The organism is Anabaena sp. 54, from assembly GCF_017355725.1.
In the GTDB taxonomy this organism is placed as follows: Bacteria; Cyanobacteriota; Cyanobacteriia; order Cyanobacteriales; family Nostocaceae; genus Dolichospermum; species Dolichospermum heterosporum.
The window spans coordinates 233,200-250,919 of the sequence record NZ_JAAVWA010000002.1 but is presented as its reverse complement, the minus strand read 5'-3'; the positions used below and the strand labels follow the sequence as shown (position 1 = coordinate 250,919).

Below are 17,720 nucleotides of genomic sequence, written 5' to 3'. Positions count from 1 at the left end.
TTGATGGTTTTGTTGATGGGTTTTTTGATCATGATTTTTATTGGTTGTTTTATTAAGGTATTCTCTGGAAATATCATTGTCTGAATCAGGATGTCCAGGATTGAAGTTTAAGACTATGAAATACTATAGAAATGTTAAATCAAGTATCCTGTTAATCCTCTAATCCTGGATATCCTGATTCAGACAAAAATTAAACTCAAGATCCATTAATTTAAGACCGTGAAATACTATCAACAACATCCTAACGCCTTTCCTGTTCAATATCTCCAGGACTTGTGGGGAGAAATCCAAGCTTGTCCCTATTTCGCTATTAATAACCTCAACCGAGATTTTATTAATACTAAAGGCTTTTCTGTGGTATTTCAGCGTCAGGGTTTAGCAGAAGTTGTCCAAAAATTCCCCTATTTTAAGCCTTATTTAGATTTGGCGCTTTTACCTAGTTGTAATGCTTTTTATCTGAATCCTTTACTACTCAAAGCAGGTTCTCGCGTTGACCCCCATATTGATCGGTCTTTGCGTTCCTATTGTAAAACCGTTGAACCTCCTGCATTTGTCAGCGTGCTTTATGTGCGCGTACCAGAGGATATGGAGGGGGGGGAATTGGTGCTAAAATCGCAAAAACGCCAAGTTGGACAAATTAAACCCCAAACCAACTCTTTAATTTACTTTCAGGGTGATTTAACTCATTCTGTGAATGCAGTGACAACTGTGGGAAATCGCTTAAGTCTTGTGTGTGAACAGTATAGTTTGAGTGAAGATGAACTTGAGGAAATACCCCAGTTTACATTAGAGTCCAGGGCTAATCAAGGGAATGGGAAAAAACAAAGAAAGTAAGCTAAAATGTCCACAAGATCCCCGACTTCTTCAAGAAGTCGGGGATCTATTTATTCTATTTATTGTTACCCTACAGAAATTATCTGTGGTTGAGTTGCTACCTTTTCCATAGCTGTGAAAACTTCTTGTCTAGCCCATTTATCTGCTGCTAAAATGTCATCTAAAGAGGGATTTTGTTTGTTATCATTTTGATGGCGATCGCACACAAATTCAATACACCGAGCAATATCCAAATAGTGAATTTTCTCATCTAAAAATAACGCCACAGCTTGTTCATTTGCCGCATTCAACACCGCCGGCATAGAACCACCAGCCCTACCCGCAGCATAAGCTAAACCCATACAAGGATATTTTTGATGATCTGGTTCACGGAAAGTTAAATCACCAGATTTCACTAAATTCAATCTTTCCCAATTAGTGTAAACTCGCTCCGGCCAAGATAAAGCATAAAGTAAAGGTAAACGCATATCCGGCCAACCAAGTTGAGCCAAAACAGAAGTATCTTGTAATTCTATTAACGAGTGAATAATACTTTGAGGATGAATAACAATTTCGATATTGTCATAATCTACCCCAAATAAATAATGAGCCTCAATTACCTCCAAACCCTTATTCATCAAAGTTGCCGAATCTACCGTAATTTTTCGCCCCATTGACCAGTTAGGATGTTTAATAGCATCAGCAACCTTTACCTCTGGTAATTTTTCCACAGGCCAATCTCGAAAAGCACCCCCAGAAGCAGTCAGCAATATCTTTTTTAAACCATCTTTAGGAACACCTTGCAAACATTGAAAAATAGCGGAATGTTCGGAATCGGCTGGTAATAGTTTCACTCCGTGTTTTTCCACCAAAGGTAGCACCACAGGAGCGCCAGCAATGATAGTTTCTTTATTTGCTAAAGCAATATCTTTGCCCGCTTCAATAGCTGCAATGGTTGGAAGTAACCCCGCACAACCAACAATACCAGTAACAACCGTCTGAGAATCGCCATAACGAGCAACTTCTATCACTCCCGCCTCCCCAGCCAGTAAAATGGGTTGAGGATTTAAGTCTTTAATGGCTTCTTTAAGTTCCGGTAATTTCTCAGCAGCAGAAATAGCCGCGATTTGGGGACGAAACTGGCGAATTTGCGCCGCGAATAGCTCCACATTCCGTCCAGCAGCCAATCCCACAATGCGGAATTTATCCGGGTGTTCAGAGACGATATCTAAGGTTTGCGTACCAATCGAACCAGTAGAACCAAGCAGAGTAATAGCTTTCACAATTATTTAATAATTAACGCTAATTTTAAATATAAATTGCTTAGGCTACTAATTTCCCGATTTTTTGAGAACAGAATTGATCTCACGATCTATAATCTGAGTACAGGAACCTGGACGCTTATAAACACAAGTTCCTTGCCAACATTTTTGTAAAGTATAATTCTTATATTGAGATGGTATAGATATATCACCAACAACGTAATTAAAACCTGCTTTTAGTGCTGCAAAATCTGCTATCTTCTCCACTGGAAATATAGGAACATGATGATGAAAATATGTATACCCTCCTGATAAAGCCCAATTAATACCCCAAAGACCAAGTCCGCAAACAGTATTTTCTTTACTTAAGCTTTGTAAAGCCAATAAATTATTAGTTGTAGCATATAAATGTGTATTTTCTAAATCAGTACCAAAAGTAGAAAAAGTCAAATTATTATAAATATTAAATCTGCTTACCAAAGCAACAGAAGTTGCAGTCCAAAGAGCAAAACAAAGTAATATTGCTATAACTATTTTTGGAAATGAATTCCATTTGCGGGACAAATTTAAAACTAATTCTGCTGTGCCTATTCCTGCTAATATCATGAGCATTGATAATGCTGGATAAATAAACCGATATTCTTTATGAGCTAAGAAACTATGAGACAAGATAATAATTAACGCCGACCATGCCAAAATAGGCAGACGACGTGAACCTATCAGCACAAGAATCATAATCGGCAGAAATAGCCAAGACCAACTTTTTAGCAATAAAATTAAATATTCATACCAAGGAGAAACCCCATATAGCTTACTTTTACCTTCCACAAGGTTCACCCAAATATTTAACCAAAAAGATTGAAAAGGATAAGACCAAGTAAAAGCATCAACAGTTCCAAATACAAGTATAGGAGCAAAAATTCCTGCTATCATGGGCAACCATTTTTGCTGCCAATCTTTTCTACAAATGTAAATTAAAACAAAAGCAATGCAAGGTAATAAATGTATTCTTAATGCCAAAGATATTCCTAGCAAACATCCTGATAAAAATAGCCGATTTCTGAGTTGGAATGAATTTTTGTGCAGTCCTAAATATATTCCTGGTAACAGAAAATGTGTAGCTATCACTTCGGTGAAAGCTTTAGGAGAAAAGTAAATAAATTCAAACCAGATAGCACAAATACCAGCACAAGTCAAAGCTGTAATTGTTCCGCCTACTTTTTTTCCCCATAGATATGCTACCAAGATATTACTCAAGGAAAGTAGAGACAAAAATATATTAATTCCCATTAAATATCCAGTAGAACCTTCTCCCAAGCACGCGGTTAGACGCATAATACCTGCCAGAATGACTGGTAATACCCAAGAGCGAATCCCGTCTCGAAATTCCCAGGTAACAATACCATTACCAAAAGCAAGTCGGTGTGCAGGTTCTAGGGTTTGGAAAATTTCATCTGGCCAAAATATATTAGGAAATCTTAAAGCAACACCAACGCGCAATATTAATGCTAGGAGAATTAGGAGGCTTAATAATAGATTATCTAAGTTAAATTTGCGATTCATCTGTTATTCTAACTAAAAGAAGTTATACCAATTTTATCAGAGGCTGCACAGAATCATGAAATCCATGAATTCATCCGAATTTATCTGCGGTCAATAATTATTAAAATCCTATTCCATGCAGTTTCATCTTAATTTGGTAATATTTCCAGAATATTATAAACAGACAACATTTACCCATTTTTTTCTGTTTCTGCTTGCACAAGTTCAAACTTTACTTTATTGTATAAATCTTGTAAAGAAATTTCAAAAGGTATGGTTTCCAGAGATATGTTTCCATCTTCTGCATCATACTCACACAAAGTCCATCTTTTTTTCCCAGTTTTGAAAAATTGTTCTACATGAATGCGGTTTTGATCAATTAATAGATATTCTTGAAAAGTGGGAATTGTTCTGTAAGCTGCAAATTTATCTTCTCTATCATAACTTTTGGTAGATTTGGATAAAACTTCAATAATTACCTGGGGATTTGTGATTGTATCTGTCCGATTATTGAAAAATTCCGGCTCATCTGCAATAATGATCACATCTGGATAAGTGTATATTAGTTTTTGAGGTATCCATAGACGCATATCACTGTTAAAAACCTCATATTTGCCTTGTTGTCTAAAGGCAAAATTCAGCGTAGCGTAAAAATTACCTGTAATCCGGTTATGATTTATAGATGCACCAGCCATAGGAATTATTTGTCCGTCAATGTATTCGCTTTTATACTCAGCAGTGGCTTCTAATTCCAGATATTCTTCTGGGGTGTAATATTGCTTTGCTATTAATTGCATATTTTTGATCAGAAAGCGATGTTCGTTAGTTTAACATATCAGTAATAATTATTGATTAAGTTTTTATCTATTAAGTTTCTAATACTTTTCATCTGTTGCATTAGAGATTCAACCAAAGTATGGTAAATTGTAATACGTTAGTAATAGTAAACTTTTTACTAAGTAGATCAATCAATACCTTGTCCAAATTGAAAAAAGTCTTGATTTGTAGCGACTGTCTTGATTGTCAAGCGATCGTTAAGGAAAAATTTAAAGTCTAGGAAAAAAGTCAGAAAATAGAGGAGAAAAACAGAACAGAACAAAACAGGTAAATTATAGATTGCCATAAATTACCAAACTAGATTGGAGGTATAAAAACGACAGTAGAACTTTATGCAGAAATTGGTTGTGAGTCTTGAGAAATAGACCAAGGAAGATGATCTCGAATCATCGCATTTAAAATAACTAACATTTTATGAACGCAAGCAGTAATGGCCAATTTTTTGGGTTTACCACGTTCAACCAAGCGCTCATAAAAAGTTTTGATAACAGGATTATGACGCATGGCAACAACAGCACCCATATAAAGAATGGCACGAACATGGGCGCGACCACCATTAATCATGCGCTTACCTTTGTGCTGACCACTATCATGATTAATTGGTGCAACACCAACTAAGCGAGAGATTTGTTTGGCAGTTAATTGACCTAATTCTGGTAAGTCAGAAACTAAAGTGGTAGAAATTACTTGACCAATGCCAGGAGTAGTTTTGAGTAGATTGACTTTATCAATCCATTGTTGATTATTTTGGGTCAACGTCTCAATTTCTTGATTGAGTTGTTGAAGATGTTGCTCAAGATAATCAATATGGGATTCAATATCTGTCAAAGCTTTACCACGAGCGCGGTCACGGCGATTCTTTTCCGCTGTAGACATTTCTACTAATTGTCTTCGGCGACTAATTAATTCGCCTAATTGACGTGACATTTCACAATCAAAATGCTAACACCTCCGGTTTCATTGCTTCACCGAAATGCGCCAAAATCTGTGCATCAATGGCATCGGTTTTGGCTAACTTACCTGTAGCTTTAGCAAAGTCTCTTCCCTGACGAGGATTGATTAATGCTACTGGTAAAAGAGCCGCTTGCAATTGAATGATTAATTCTGTTTCTAGTCCTCCTGTTGCTTCCAGTACGATTAGGTTTAAATCGTTAGATTGAAGTTGCTTAACTAGATTAGCTATTTCTGTTTCAGTATTAGCAAATTGAAATGCTTTACCCATTGGACGGATATAAACATCAAGTGTTGCTTTACTTACGTCAATGCCTACCCATTGGGAGATATAATCCATTTTTAACTCTCCAATTTCAATTACTTCTTTTTAATTTGTTTTGTTTTTATTCATCCCCTTGATTTCACTCATCCTTGCACGATACGGGCTATATTATCTATGTCTTTGTTCATAGTTTTTACCCCAGGCGACTGTTCGAGTTCTGTCATGGAGATTGTTGTGGTGATCCTTGCTACAAAGCGGTCTTTTCTGACCCAGGTTGGGACGGTCTACCACTTCTTCTAACATACCTCTAAGATACAAGGTTGGGTTGTGGAACGTGAACGTTCGCGGAGCAATGGCACGTTCACGAAGTGTGGCGATAGCTTGCGTGGCGACGTAGGAGCCATAGCCATAACCCAACAAATACGTCGGGTTGCGCTGTCGCTTAACCCGACCTACAAAAAATGGACAAGGTATTGTCAATAATAAGTAATTGGACAAAAATATTTACAGTCATTGCGAGCGAAGGGAAGCAATCACAACCCTTGCGATTGCTTCATTTCACTTCGTTCCATTTGCAATGACATTGTGCAACTAATTCTGTCTCACTACTTAGTACGGTATTTCCTATTTTTCTTAAAGTAAAATTTACAAAGATAAAAGTATCATAATTAATAATCATGAATAATTCACACAAAACATTATTGAAGTCAATAAAAGATAAGTTTGATCATATATTAATTCCCAGATATTTGGCAATTGGTATTATATTTGCTGTAACAATCAGATTAGTTTGTGTTCCCAATCAATCAGTAGATTACAAATATTTTCTAGATCCTTGGTACGATTTTATCGCATCTCATGGTGGTTTTAGTGCCTTAAAATATGGCTTCGCTGATTATACACCTTCCTATCTTTACTGGCTTTTGATTGCCTCTACTCTGCTTTCTGGATTACCAAAAATTCTGGCAATTAAACTTTTTGCCATGAGTGTTGACTTTATTTGTGCATTTTTTACTTATAAAATTGTTAAGCTTAAATATCCTGTGGGTAAAATGGCAAATTGGGCTTTTTTAGCCGTTATCTTAAGTCCCACTGTAATTTACAATAGTTCTCTTTGGGGACAATGTGATGTTATCTATACCACGGGATTAATTGCTTGTGTTTACTTTTTATCTATTTACAAACAAGTTCCTGCATTAATCAGTTTTGGTGTGGCACTTTCATTTAAATTACAAGCAATGTTTTTAGTACCTTTGTTATTAACTTTATTGGTTAAAAAAAGAATATCTTGGTTCTATTTACCAATAATTCCTTTAGCATATTTAGTAGCAATGTTGCCAGCTTGGATTGCTGGTAGATCAATTACAGAATTACTATTGGTATATTTTGAACAGTCTAATAAATATAAAGAACTAGCTAAAAATGTCCCTAATCTTTATCAATGGATTCCTAATGAGTTTTATAACATTGTTGTGCCTATAGGGTTAATGTTAACTGTAACTGCCATACTTTTATTAGTATATCTTGTTTATAGAAATAAATTAGAAATTACTCAAGATAGACTGATATATTTAGCTACAATGTCAGTATTTTTTATGCCATATCTTTTGCCAAAAATGCACGAAAGATATTTTTATCCTACAGATATTTTGTCTATTATCTTTGCTTTTTACTTTCCTCAATATCGTTGGGTAGCAATATCGGTGCAACTGGCATCATTTATTAGTTACTTGGGAACTCCTATATATATTCAATTGTTTTCTATTCCTTTAGGTTTTACTCTTTGGTTTATTGTGCGAAATTGTGATATGATCTACCAGAAATCAAAGCCTGATTTTTCCTTAAACATCAATAAATAATAAATTCTAATGTGGAAAAATTAATACCTAAAAATAATATTTCTGTAATTATTAGTATTAGTGCCTTAATTTTATTAGCAGCTAGTATTATTCGGCATGAGTTATTTAATTCATCTGGAGATTTAGCATTTTTTGATCAAACAGTTTACTTAATTAGTCAGGGAAAATTGCCAACTTCCTCTGTACTTGGTTTTCATGTTTTAGCTGATCATGCTGCTTGGATTTTGTATCCTATCGCCTTACTATATAAAATATATCCTCATGTCTATTGGTTGTTTGTAGTTCAGTCTGTTGCTTTGTCTTTAGGTGCTTTTCCTACATATTTACTCGCATTACAAGCAGGGTTGAAAGACAATCAAGCAATAGCAATGGTAGTTGTTTACCTACTATATCCAGTCCTATATAACAGTAATTTGTGTGATTTTCATCCAGATACTCTTGCTGTTCCTGCACTTTTGACAGCAGTTTTAAATGCAAGAAGCAAAAAAGTATTTTGGTTTTGTATAAATGTTTTAGTAGTATTGGGATGTAAAGCTGTACTTTCCTTGACAGTAGCAGCTATGGGTGTTTGGTTACTACTATTTGAAAAACGGCGTTTGTACGGTTTCATAGCTATTATTAGTGGTTTAGCATGGTTTGTAATTGCTAACAAAATCATTATTCCTTTTTTCGGTAGCGAAGCAGCATTAGTCAGTCGGCATTTTTATCGTTATAGCTATTTAGGAAATTCATTTTCGGAAACATTACAAATTATCTTATTTCAACCAAAAATTATTATTAGCAACATTTTATCGTCTATAAATTTAGAATATTTGTCTTTTCTATTAGCACCTGTAATCTGGGGTTTAATACCTAAATACATGACACCATTAATAGGTGCGATTCCTTGTTTAGCATTAAATATACTTGCTGATCATCCTTCACAAAAAAACGTAATTTTACATTATTCTTTACCAGCAATTCCCTTCATAATGTTAGCATTAATTGCTAGTATTGCGGCAGATAAAGCATGGCTAAAACAAAAAAGAGTAATTTTTTTATGGTCTTTAATTTGGTTTTTGATTTTAGGTAAATGGGGTTTCTTTATTTCCAAATATCTTAATTCTGTAGATAATTGGCAAGCTACTAAAGAAGCAATATCTTTAGTGAAAACTCAAGACAGTGTGTTGACTACAGATGTAATTACTCCACATTTAACCCATAGGCAACAGATTAGTTTTAAATATAAACTCCATGAGTTGAATAATTTTCATTATATATTACTTAATACCCGCCATCCTGGCTGGGGCGCAACAGTAGAAGATTATAATAATTTGACTAAGGAATTAAAAAAGCGTTCTGATTTTAATTTAAAATATCAACGTGATGATGTATATCTCTTTGTATATAAAAAAATGGCATTGCCGATTTGAGGTATGAAGATAATTTTTGATGATTTTACAACCCTTGTAGAGACGTTCCATGGAACGTCTCTACAGCTAAATTCATACTTGGTTTCAGCAACGCCAAAAAAATTACCCACCCCGCTGACGGAATAGGCAATTTTCAAGAATTTAATAACTAAAAAACTTTAGTTATATTTGGCTTAGACTTAATAGCGACCGCCGCCGCCGCCGCCGCCACGGTTGCCACCGCCACCGCCGTAGCCACCACGTCCACCACCTGAAGGACCTCTGTCTTCTTTGGGTTTTGCTTTGTTTACTTTCAAATCACGACCCATCCATTCAGCACCATCAAGGGCATCAATAGCAGCCTGTTCTTCAGCATCAGTACCCATTTCCACAAAACCGAAGCCGCGCAAGCGACCTGTCTCACGGTCAGTGGGAAGCTGAACACGTTTCACAGCACCATATTCCGCAAAAACTTGACTCAGCGCATCTTGTGTAACTTCATAAGAGAGGTTACCCACGTAAATTGACATAGAATATTTCCAAAATCATAAGAGTGTAGAGATTTAGATTTCGGAGAAAAGTCTGTAAATACCAAAAGGGAAAGCCTGTCAATACTAACCACAAACATTACCGCCGAATTAATTCCCACCTTCTAATGATTACACAAAAAATCATAATTGTGGGAAGAAGTTTAAAAAATGTTGTAAAAAGTCATATTTGTTGCTTATGATCAGTCCCACCTGTAAGTTATGCCCGTTAATTAACCCTATCCCCTGCATTTCAGCCATGAACCGCTCGATTATATTCGCTTCTCCAGGTATTGACCAATCATTAATTGTTCACTGGCACGGGAAATGATGCTTTGTCGGGTACGATATTTACTACCAATGAGTTTAATCTCTTCCTCAAATACTGAATTATTATATTCAGTTCGCAAACACAGAGTTTGAGGATTTGATAAATAATAATCTGCTGTAACTGGTTTAGATGTGGCAAAACCACGATCTCTGTACAAAATGTTTCCCAAAGCCCCAAACAGGGTTAAACCCTGAGATTCTCGTCTGACCTTAATTATATCAGTGCTTTGCCAAGATACTTCAGCGCCACAGGTCAAACTTTGCAAATCTACTAAATCATGGAGTTGGGCTAGTTTTTCCAATTCCTCACACCCCTGTTCTAAAAATCGGATGGTGATTATACTCTCCATTTCCTTGGTTTCTCCCTGGGGTAGGGTGTAGTAACGTCGTTCTGAGTGCCATTCACCTACCGATTCCTCAAAGAATGCGGCAATCTGCCTGTCATCAGCGGTTTTAACCAGTTTGAGGGATGCTTTCACTGTTTACTTTCCTCATTTATCCATAAATTCTTGCTTGATTTTCTATATCTTTCTGTGCCATCTGCTACTAGTAGTCTGTCAAGCCGAAAATGACGGGTGAAGGCAAGCAGGGGGAGAAGAGAGGCAGGGGGGCAGGGGAGGGAAGAACAGAAGCATTACCCGTCAAAATAAATTTGACGAACTGCTAGGCTATGGTAATACATCTGGCTTTACCGGATATAGGTATAAAAGGCAATTATTATTTACTATTCTTAATATAGAAGTGAATCATAGAAAATGCCAGGGGGAAATTCAGATAAGTAGTGAGACAGAATTAATTACACAATGTCATTGCGTAAGCGTTGCATGGCGTTAGCCATATGGAACGAAGTGAAATCAAGCGATAGCGAAGCGCTGCTGCAAGCAGTTCGCCAGGGTTGTGATTGCTTCCCTTCCCTCGCAATGACTGTAAATATTTTTGTCCAATTACTTAATAACTCCCGGTTCATCCATTTTTTGGGCATTTATACTCCGCAAGGGAATAAATTGAGCTTTTGCTTAGAGGATGTTTTAAAAGTGGCATCCCGTAATTTTCATCACATTGTTATCCCCTTTTCTAAGGGGAAAGGGGGTAACAAGAAAATCCAGTTCCCTCCCCTTCACAAGGGGAGGGTTAGGGTGGGGTAATTTGAGGAATAATGGTGATTCGATAACTTGTGTGTACACGATAGCCTGTACTTGGAGCTATTTGCATAAAATAAGCTAAGTAAGGATATGTTCGACGTTACGGCAACAAAATCCATAATTACAAACCAACGAGTAGATGAGATACCTGTACTACTAGTACAGATAGAACGGATTAATGTACAAGGGCTAATACAGGGTTTATTGCTAGGATGCAATACAATATAGGGCGTAGACCCTACGCCCCTACAGACTTAAGGATTTGCTGACTAAGTAGGTGAACACAATAAAACCAATCTATGTAACGAAAAGTAAAATCGCCTAAACCCTCTTCACTCTTGCCTTGCCATAACGACGATTTTCAATGCTAACCTACTTATATAAAAGCTCATCCATATAAATTGGCAAAGACAAAGCTAGGGAAATGTAGCTGTGATTAATAATTGGGGAATTGAAATCTATTAATAAATTTGTGCTGTTAATTACGACATCAATTATTTTTCAACTATAAAATGTGTTTCTAAGCAATTCGTAGGTACATATATTTTAAATGATTGTGTAGCTACCGTTTCAAAAATAACTCTCAAAAGTATTTTTTGCCATTTTAGGTATTGATAATGACTTACAACGCAGAGGAAATGCAGCAGATTCTTGAAGTAGCTTTTAGACAAAAACAAAAGGGAGAATATACAAGAGAACAAATTATAGAAATAGCCTCAGAATTAGGTGTTTCTTCAGAGTCGCTACAAGCTGCGGAACAAGAATGGTTAAAAAATAACGTAGAAGTAAAAAAAGAGCAAATGTCTAATAGTCAACAACGGAAAGATTTCAAATCTCATCTATTTGCTTTTTTGGCAATTAATGGTTTTTTGGTGCTGTTAAATCTAGTGGTAAGCCCTGGATATTTCTGGGCAATTTATCCCATACTAGGATGGGGATTAGGTTTATTACTGCATGGAATGAAGGTTTATATTAGTAATGTCTAAAATAGATCCCCGACTTCTTGGAGAAGTCGGGGATCTTATCCCCTTTTAATTTAAGATTTACTAGAGCGCTCTTTTGGGTTTGATAATTACTCAACTATATTCACTATTTGGGAACTAGCTAATGTTGGTGTGGTGAAAATTTGCGAGTATAAGTTTGTAGGTTGTTGACTAGCAACAACTGGTAGAACTTGACGAGCATGAGCCGTAACTGCCACTGTTTTTACATCATAGGTTTGTGTAATCATCTTAGGATAAAAACCAATACCGATGATGGGAACTAATAAGCAAGCGGTGATAAATAATTCACGGGGCTTAATATCAAGAACTACAGCATCTAAATGTAAGTCTTGATGTTGGTTGCCGTAGAAAACTTGACGTAGCATGGACAGTAAATAAATGGGTGTCAAAATCACGCTAACTGCTGATAGAAAGATGACTACAATTTTGAAGCTGGAACTGTAAACATCACTGGTAGCAAGACCTAAGAATACCATCAATTCACCGACGAAACCACTCATTCCGGGTAAAGCCAGAGAAGCCATTGAACCGATAGTAAAGAGAGCGAAAGTTTTGGGCATTACTTTACCCATACCGCCCATTTTATCCATCACTAAGGTGTGAGTACGTTCGTAAGTTACACCGGAAAGGAAGAATAAACTAGCAGCAATTAAACCGTGAGAAACCATTTGTAATACAGCACCGCTGATACCGATTTCTGTATAAGATGCAATGCCAATTAACACAAACCCCATGTGGGCAATTGAAGAGTAAGCCAGACGGCGTTTGAGATTGGTTTGAGCAAAGGCGCAACAAGCACCATAAACAATATTAACTACACCTAAAATCGCTAAAACTGGAGCAAAGGTAACATGAGCATCAGTTAACATTTCTACGTTAAAGCGAATTAAGGCATAACCACCCATTTTTAACAATACACCTGCCAAGATCATTGAACCGGGTGCGGATGCTTCACCATGAGCATCAGGCAACCATGTATGTAAGGGAAAAATGGGTAATTTGACACCATAAGCGATTAAGAAACCTGCATAGAGGGCTAATTCTAAGGTTTTGGGATATTCTTTCATTCCCAATTCGGTCATGTTGAAGGTGAAGTTATCACCATAGAAAGCCATTGCAAAACCAGCTACCAGTATAAATATGGATGCTGCGGCGGTATAGATAATAAACTTGGTAGCTGCGTAACGGCGGTTTGTGCCTCCCCAGATGGAAATTAGTAGGTAAACAGGTACTAGCTCAATTTCCCACATCAAGAAGAACATTAATAAGTCTTGGGCGAGAAATACTCCTAATTGAGCGCTGTACATAATCAACATCAACGCATAAAATAAACGCGGCTTGTTGGTTACTTTCCAAGCCGCGAATACTGCGAGTGTGTTAATGAAGCCTGTGAGAAGTATCAGGGGCATTGATAAACCATCAATGCCTAGAGACCAGTTAAAGCCAATTTGGGGTATCCAAGGATAGCTTTCTGTCATTTGCAGGGCGGAACTTTGAAAGTCGTAATTCTGCCAAAGGGCAAAAATCATGAGTACAAAGTCTAATAATGCCACTCCCAAGCCGTACCAGCGGACGGTTTTACCCTCTTTATCGGGAATAAGGGGAATTGCGAGGGCTGCCACTAAAGGCAGGAAAATTATGGCTGATAACCAAGGAATTTCTATGGCATTCATCACTGTTGACAATATGTTTTTGGTTTTGCTTTTGTTTACATTATATTAAGGAATCGTTACGTCTGTAAACGATTTCTTATGAAGATTTCCAATTTGGAGGACAGATAGTAATAAATACTTACTAAATTATGCCGCGAGTCCATTCTAAATGTAAATTTTTGCAACGTCAACAAAAAAACAGCGACTAATATCGCTGTCTTTAGTTATAATGAACAGCTTGAGGATAAATTGAATTTTTATCAAAGTTATCTCTGTTTCTTAGACAATACGGTTGACAATCATCCACACTTCTCCATCTGATCTTACGAAAGGGACAGAAATTGTCTTAAAGCCTGTGATGAAAGGTTTGTAGTAAACTTGCCAATACATGGGACTAAGTTCATCGGCGCAGGTTTTGAGGAGTTTAATTTCTTTTGCCAGTTCTCCAGCTAGTTCATTAACTCGTTCGGCATGAACTTGAGCAATTTTTTTGGCTTCTTCTAGCTGTTCTTGTTGTTGGGAGATGCGGATAGACATGGGCAAATACCGATTGAGATGAGCTTTCCTTTGTTGTATTTGCTTTTCTAGGTAATATAGGGCATCGTCTATGCCTTTAAGTTCGGCGGACAGTTGGACGTTTTCTCTGGCTTGACGACGGTAAGCTTCAACTATCGCTAGGGGTGAGTCGTTTTCGCCCGATTCTACATGATGATTAGTCAGTGCAGCGCGTTCTTGTTGGAGTGCTTGAATTTGAGATTTCAGTGCTGCTATTTCTGACTGGATTTTTTCCATATCCATATATATATGATGATTGGGGGTAAGTGAAAAAGCTGTTACTTCTTCTGGGCGATCGCTTGACAATCAAAATAGTCACGGCAAGAACAGCACTCTGCTTGCAGCAGTGCTACGCGATCGCATTAAGTTGTTGGCTGAATTTGTTTGTTAGCTTTTGATATTTCTTGCTTCTCAATTTCATGTAACTTTTTGCCGGAAGAATCTTTCCATTCCTTCAATCCGTTTGCACTACGCCCCATTATTACATTTGCTGCTGCTGATGGGCTACTAAACAACCAATCGGATTTAAAAACAAGTTTGTCATCTACTTGAACAATAATTTCATTCCAAAATTCTTTTTTTGATACATGGTCAACAAGTCTAGAATAAGCATTTTCAGCCTCACCAATGTATACTTTAGCCTTTTGCCTTGCCATAACGACAATTTTCAACACCAACCTACTTAGTTAAATTAAGCGATAAGCGATTCTTACGAAGTGCTGGCACTATTGCATCTAATAATATCACGGTTTTATCCGCTCTCATGATATTTTATACATTAATTACTTGTCAATTAGTTGTGTGTGACAATCGCTTCACACTCCATAGAGGTTGTTTGAAAACTTTTTCGTGTGGGATCTGACACCCGCAGATCCCCCTAAATCCCCCTTAAAAAGGGGGACTTTGAGGAATTTAGCCCCCCTTTGTAAGGGGGGTTGGGGGGATCTCGATTAATTCTGATACTTTTCAAACATCCTCATAGACATCACACAAACAATGACTTAATCAATTAGGTAAATAATGAATATCAAGAACTTCCTCCAAAGAATAAGGACATTCTGCGGGAAAATTTACAGTAAAACCTGTTTTTTCTTGAACATAACCCAAAGCGTCCTCATAAATAGTTGTAAAAATAGAATTCAAATAATTATACAAATTAGATGTTAATCTATCTTTTAACTGTACTCGAAAACTTCTAATTTCTGAACGCCAATGATTTTTATTTCTGTCATATTCTTGTGTCCAAAACTGCAATAATAAAAGATGTCTAATTACTTGTTCTAGTAGGCTTTTAACTTGATGCTTATCTCTTTTTGCCAATGATTCCAACTCCTCAATTAAATTTTCTAAATCTAACTCATCAAAACGACTTTGTTTTAATAATTTAATAGTTTCTAATAACCATAAATGGTCATCTGTTTCATAGATCTGCTGCAAATTAGTAATAACTGTCATAACTTTACCTTTTGTTATTTACAAATTACACATACAATCAATATATATTGTAAGGTGTATCGGACTCGATAATTTAATGTTAATCAACAAAATGAAATGTTTAAAGTAGGGGAACACTTCTGTTCCCTTCCCATGACTTAAGTCACACTACGTTATCACCGATACGTTCTCAACTCAAATAGGATTGCTATAGATGTTTGGTGTTGCTGCATTTGTAATTATCTATTACAAAATAACCGCCCCTTGCATATCGAGGGGAAGCGATCGCACAATTGAGTCCATACCCATTGCCGTCCAGGTATTTGCCATCGCCGTTTCTACGAATTTGGTATGACTTGTATTAACTAAAGCTAAAAGTGTGGGACCTGCGCCACTAATTACCATGCCATAAGCACCAGCAGCAACAGCCGCCGCATTCACAGCATCATAACCAGGAATCAAGGATTGGCGATAAGGTTGATGTAATTTATCTTGCAAAGCTGCTGTTAACCATTCCTGCCGATTAGTTGCTAAACCGCGTAATAATAAACCTAAATGAGAAATATTGAAAATTGCATCAGCACGACTGACTTCTGTGGGTACAACCTTTCGTGCTTCGGCGGTTGATAATTCAAAATTAGGAATTGCTACGACTGGAACTATATCTCGATGCCAGAGAATATCACAAATTTCCCAACCTTTTTTGCTGGTAGCAGCCAGACGACAACCACCTAATAACGCTGGTACTACATTATCAGGATGTCCTTCCATGGCGATCGCTAATTCCATTACCTGTAACTCAGACAACGGTGAACCAGCCAACTCATTGGCAGCAACTAACCCCCCGACAATAGCAGTCGCAGAACTACCCAAACCTCGTGCTAAAGGTACACCCAACTTAATTTCTATTTTCACCGCTGGTGGTGTTTTTTCTATATATTGGTATAACTTGACAAACGCCTGGTATAAAAGATTACTCTCATCAGTTTGTACCTTTGCGGCTTCCGAACCAGAGACTTGAATAATTAACTCACCTGCATCAAGAATAGTAAACTTAAATTCGTTATACAGCTTTAAAGCTGCACCTATACAATCAAACCCCGGACCCAAATTCGCCGTCGTCGCGGGAACTTTAACAGTAATGCTAGAAACTACAGACATTGAAGTTAATTTAAAATTCCAATATGAACTACCCCATTTTACTTCCTTATACCAAATTAAGATATGGAATAAGATATCAAGAATTATTAAACGCAGATGAACGCAAATAAACGCAGATAAATTCGGATGAATTGATGGATTTGATGATTCTGTGCAGCTTCACATAAAAATCACAATAACCTAAAGTCTTTGTCTAATTTTCATAAAAGCCGCACCCGTCACTAAAGCCGCAAATTGTCCCCAATAACTGACGCTAGAGAAGGAACTACTACCCGCCATATTTAAACTCCCTATGCCATAAAATGATTGCTGTATAAACCACCAAAATAAATACAAAATAACTGGTACTTCAACAGGAATATATAAAACTAATAAAGTCAAAACTGAATATATTTTTGCCTGGGGAAATTTGATCAGATATGCACCCAAAATAGATGCGATCGCTCCATTCGCGCCAATAATTGGCATTGTTAAATCGGAGGATAAAATAATTTGGACTATACCAGAAAAAAAGCCAGAAGTTAAATAAAGTAGTAAATATTGTTTATGTCCTAAAATACTTTCTACCGTTTTCCCAAATACCCATAAAAACAGCATATTTCCTAAGAGTTGGCTAAAACTACCATGCAGAAACAGCGATACAGGTAAAGAAAGTAACCGCCAAAATACAATTACCCACGCCGCAGAATTGTAAAAAAAAGCGTTAGCAATTGCAATATTTATTTGAGATGGAATAATTCCCCAATTATTAATTAAATCTCCTAATTCATTACTCCATTCTAATTTGATTTCCCAGAAAAATATGACTATATTAATCCCAATTAACCAATAATTAATAATAGGCTTTTGCCAACTGCGAATATTATCATCTATAGGAATCATCTTGATTTTAACATTTGAATTACTAATTTTTAACTACTAATTAATATTTTTTCCCATCTCCTCATTTTTGTGTGGCAAGATTATCATAATGTAACACAATATTCAAATAGGCT

16 protein-coding genes and 1 pseudogene are annotated in these 17,720 nt (G+C 36.6%); 4 read left to right on the top strand and 13 right to left on the bottom strand.

Annotation, left to right across the window (positions count from 1 at the left end):
- Positions 1–219: 219 nt before the first annotated feature.
- Positions 220–834 carry a 2OG-Fe(II) oxygenase gene (locus tag HEQ36_RS03660; protein WP_168635137.1) on the top strand — a complete coding sequence of 205 codons (615 nt, stop codon included), beginning with the start codon at positions 220–222 and terminating at the stop codon, positions 832–834.
- 65 nt (positions 835–899) lie between these two features.
- Here HEQ36_RS03660 and HEQ36_RS03655 read toward each other — a convergent pair whose 3' ends face one another.
- The 5 genes and pseudogenes from HEQ36_RS03655 to HEQ36_RS03635 all read right to left on the bottom strand — a co-directional run bounded on the left by HEQ36_RS03655 (position 900) and on the right by HEQ36_RS03635 (position 5,745).
- The gene (locus HEQ36_RS03655) at positions 900–2,096 is read right to left on the bottom strand and encodes a 1-deoxy-D-xylulose-5-phosphate reductoisomerase (RefSeq protein WP_168635138.1); all 1,197 of its coding nucleotides are present in this window, start codon (positions 2,094–2,096) and stop codon (positions 900–902) included.
- A gap of 48 nt (positions 2,097–2,144) precedes the next feature.
- Entirely contained in the window at positions 2,145–3,638 is a 1,494-nt protein-coding gene (locus tag HEQ36_RS03650) for a mannosyltransferase (protein ID WP_053538160.1), read from the bottom strand.
- Between the two features lie 170 nt (positions 3,639–3,808).
- A complete protein-coding gene (locus HEQ36_RS03645) occupies positions 3,809–4,414 on the bottom strand; it encodes a Uma2 family endonuclease (protein ID WP_168635139.1) in 606 nt (201 codons plus the stop codon).
- 167 nt (positions 4,415–4,581) lie between these two features.
- Positions 4,582–4,740: a hypothetical protein gene (locus HEQ36_RS03640; protein ID WP_205748404.1), complete on the bottom strand. Its 159-nt coding sequence runs from the start codon at positions 4,738–4,740 to the stop codon at positions 4,582–4,584.
- 44 nt (positions 4,741–4,784) lie between these two features.
- Positions 4,785–5,745 (bottom strand): annotated as a pseudogene (locus HEQ36_RS03635) (IS110 family transposase).
- A gap of 602 nt (positions 5,746–6,347) precedes the next feature.
- Between HEQ36_RS03635 and HEQ36_RS03630 the strand changes: the two are divergent.
- Positions 6,348–7,529, top strand: coding sequence for a hypothetical protein (locus tag HEQ36_RS03630; RefSeq protein WP_168635140.1), 1,182 nt, complete (start codon positions 6,348–6,350; stop codon positions 7,527–7,529).
- A gap of 11 nt (positions 7,530–7,540) precedes the next feature.
- Positions 7,541–8,941, top strand: a complete 1,401-nt coding sequence (locus HEQ36_RS03625; RefSeq protein ID WP_081424143.1) for a DUF2079 domain-containing protein — start codon at positions 7,541–7,543, stop codon at positions 8,939–8,941.
- A gap of 179 nt (positions 8,942–9,120) precedes the next feature.
- Here the strand turns inward: HEQ36_RS03625 and HEQ36_RS03620 are convergent, their stop codons facing one another.
- On the bottom strand, positions 9,121–9,450 hold the full coding sequence (locus HEQ36_RS03620) for an RNA-binding protein (protein WP_168635141.1): 330 nt from the start codon (positions 9,448–9,450) through the stop codon (positions 9,121–9,123).
- Between the two features lie 269 nt (positions 9,451–9,719).
- Complete coding sequence (locus tag HEQ36_RS03615) at positions 9,720–10,256, bottom strand: phycobiliprotein lyase (protein ID WP_168635142.1); 537 nt, start codon at positions 10,254–10,256, stop codon at positions 9,720–9,722.
- A gap of 1,280 nt (positions 10,257–11,536) precedes the next feature.
- On the opposite strand from HEQ36_RS03615, the gene HEQ36_RS03610 reads away from it, so the two are divergent.
- Positions 11,537–11,905, top strand: a complete 369-nt coding sequence (locus HEQ36_RS03610; protein WP_168635143.1) for a 2TM domain-containing protein — start codon at positions 11,537–11,539, stop codon at positions 11,903–11,905.
- A gap of 86 nt (positions 11,906–11,991) precedes the next feature.
- On the opposite strand, the gene HEQ36_RS03605 is transcribed toward HEQ36_RS03610, so the two are convergent.
- The 6 genes from HEQ36_RS03605 to HEQ36_RS03580 all read right to left on the bottom strand — a co-directional run bounded on the left by HEQ36_RS03605 (position 11,992) and on the right by HEQ36_RS03580 (position 17,607).
- Positions 11,992–13,596, bottom strand: a complete 1,605-nt coding sequence (locus HEQ36_RS03605; RefSeq protein WP_053538167.1) for an NAD(P)H-quinone oxidoreductase subunit 4 — start codon at positions 13,594–13,596, stop codon at positions 11,992–11,994.
- A 258-nt stretch (positions 13,597–13,854) separates the two neighbouring features.
- Positions 13,855–14,367, bottom strand: coding sequence for a hypothetical protein (locus HEQ36_RS03600; RefSeq protein ID WP_168466946.1), 513 nt, complete (start codon positions 14,365–14,367; stop codon positions 13,855–13,857).
- A 125-nt stretch (positions 14,368–14,492) separates the two neighbouring features.
- Positions 14,493–14,801, bottom strand: a complete 309-nt coding sequence (locus HEQ36_RS03595) for a DUF4357 domain-containing protein (protein ID WP_205748405.1) — start codon at positions 14,799–14,801, stop codon at positions 14,493–14,495.
- A gap of 334 nt (positions 14,802–15,135) precedes the next feature.
- Positions 15,136–15,585 (bottom strand): DUF29 domain-containing protein, encoded by a 450-nt coding sequence (locus HEQ36_RS03590; RefSeq protein ID WP_053538169.1) that lies wholly within the window; start codon positions 15,583–15,585, stop codon positions 15,136–15,138.
- Positions 15,586–15,810: 225 nt separating this feature from the next.
- Positions 15,811–16,725, bottom strand: coding sequence for a homoserine kinase (thrB, locus tag HEQ36_RS03585; RefSeq protein ID WP_168637246.1), 915 nt, complete (start codon positions 16,723–16,725; stop codon positions 15,811–15,813).
- A gap of 180 nt (positions 16,726–16,905) precedes the next feature.
- On the bottom strand, positions 16,906–17,607 hold the full coding sequence (locus HEQ36_RS03580; protein ID WP_168637245.1) for a rhomboid family intramembrane serine protease: 702 nt from the start codon (positions 17,605–17,607) through the stop codon (positions 16,906–16,908).
- Between the last annotated feature and the right edge of the window lie 113 nt (positions 17,608–17,720).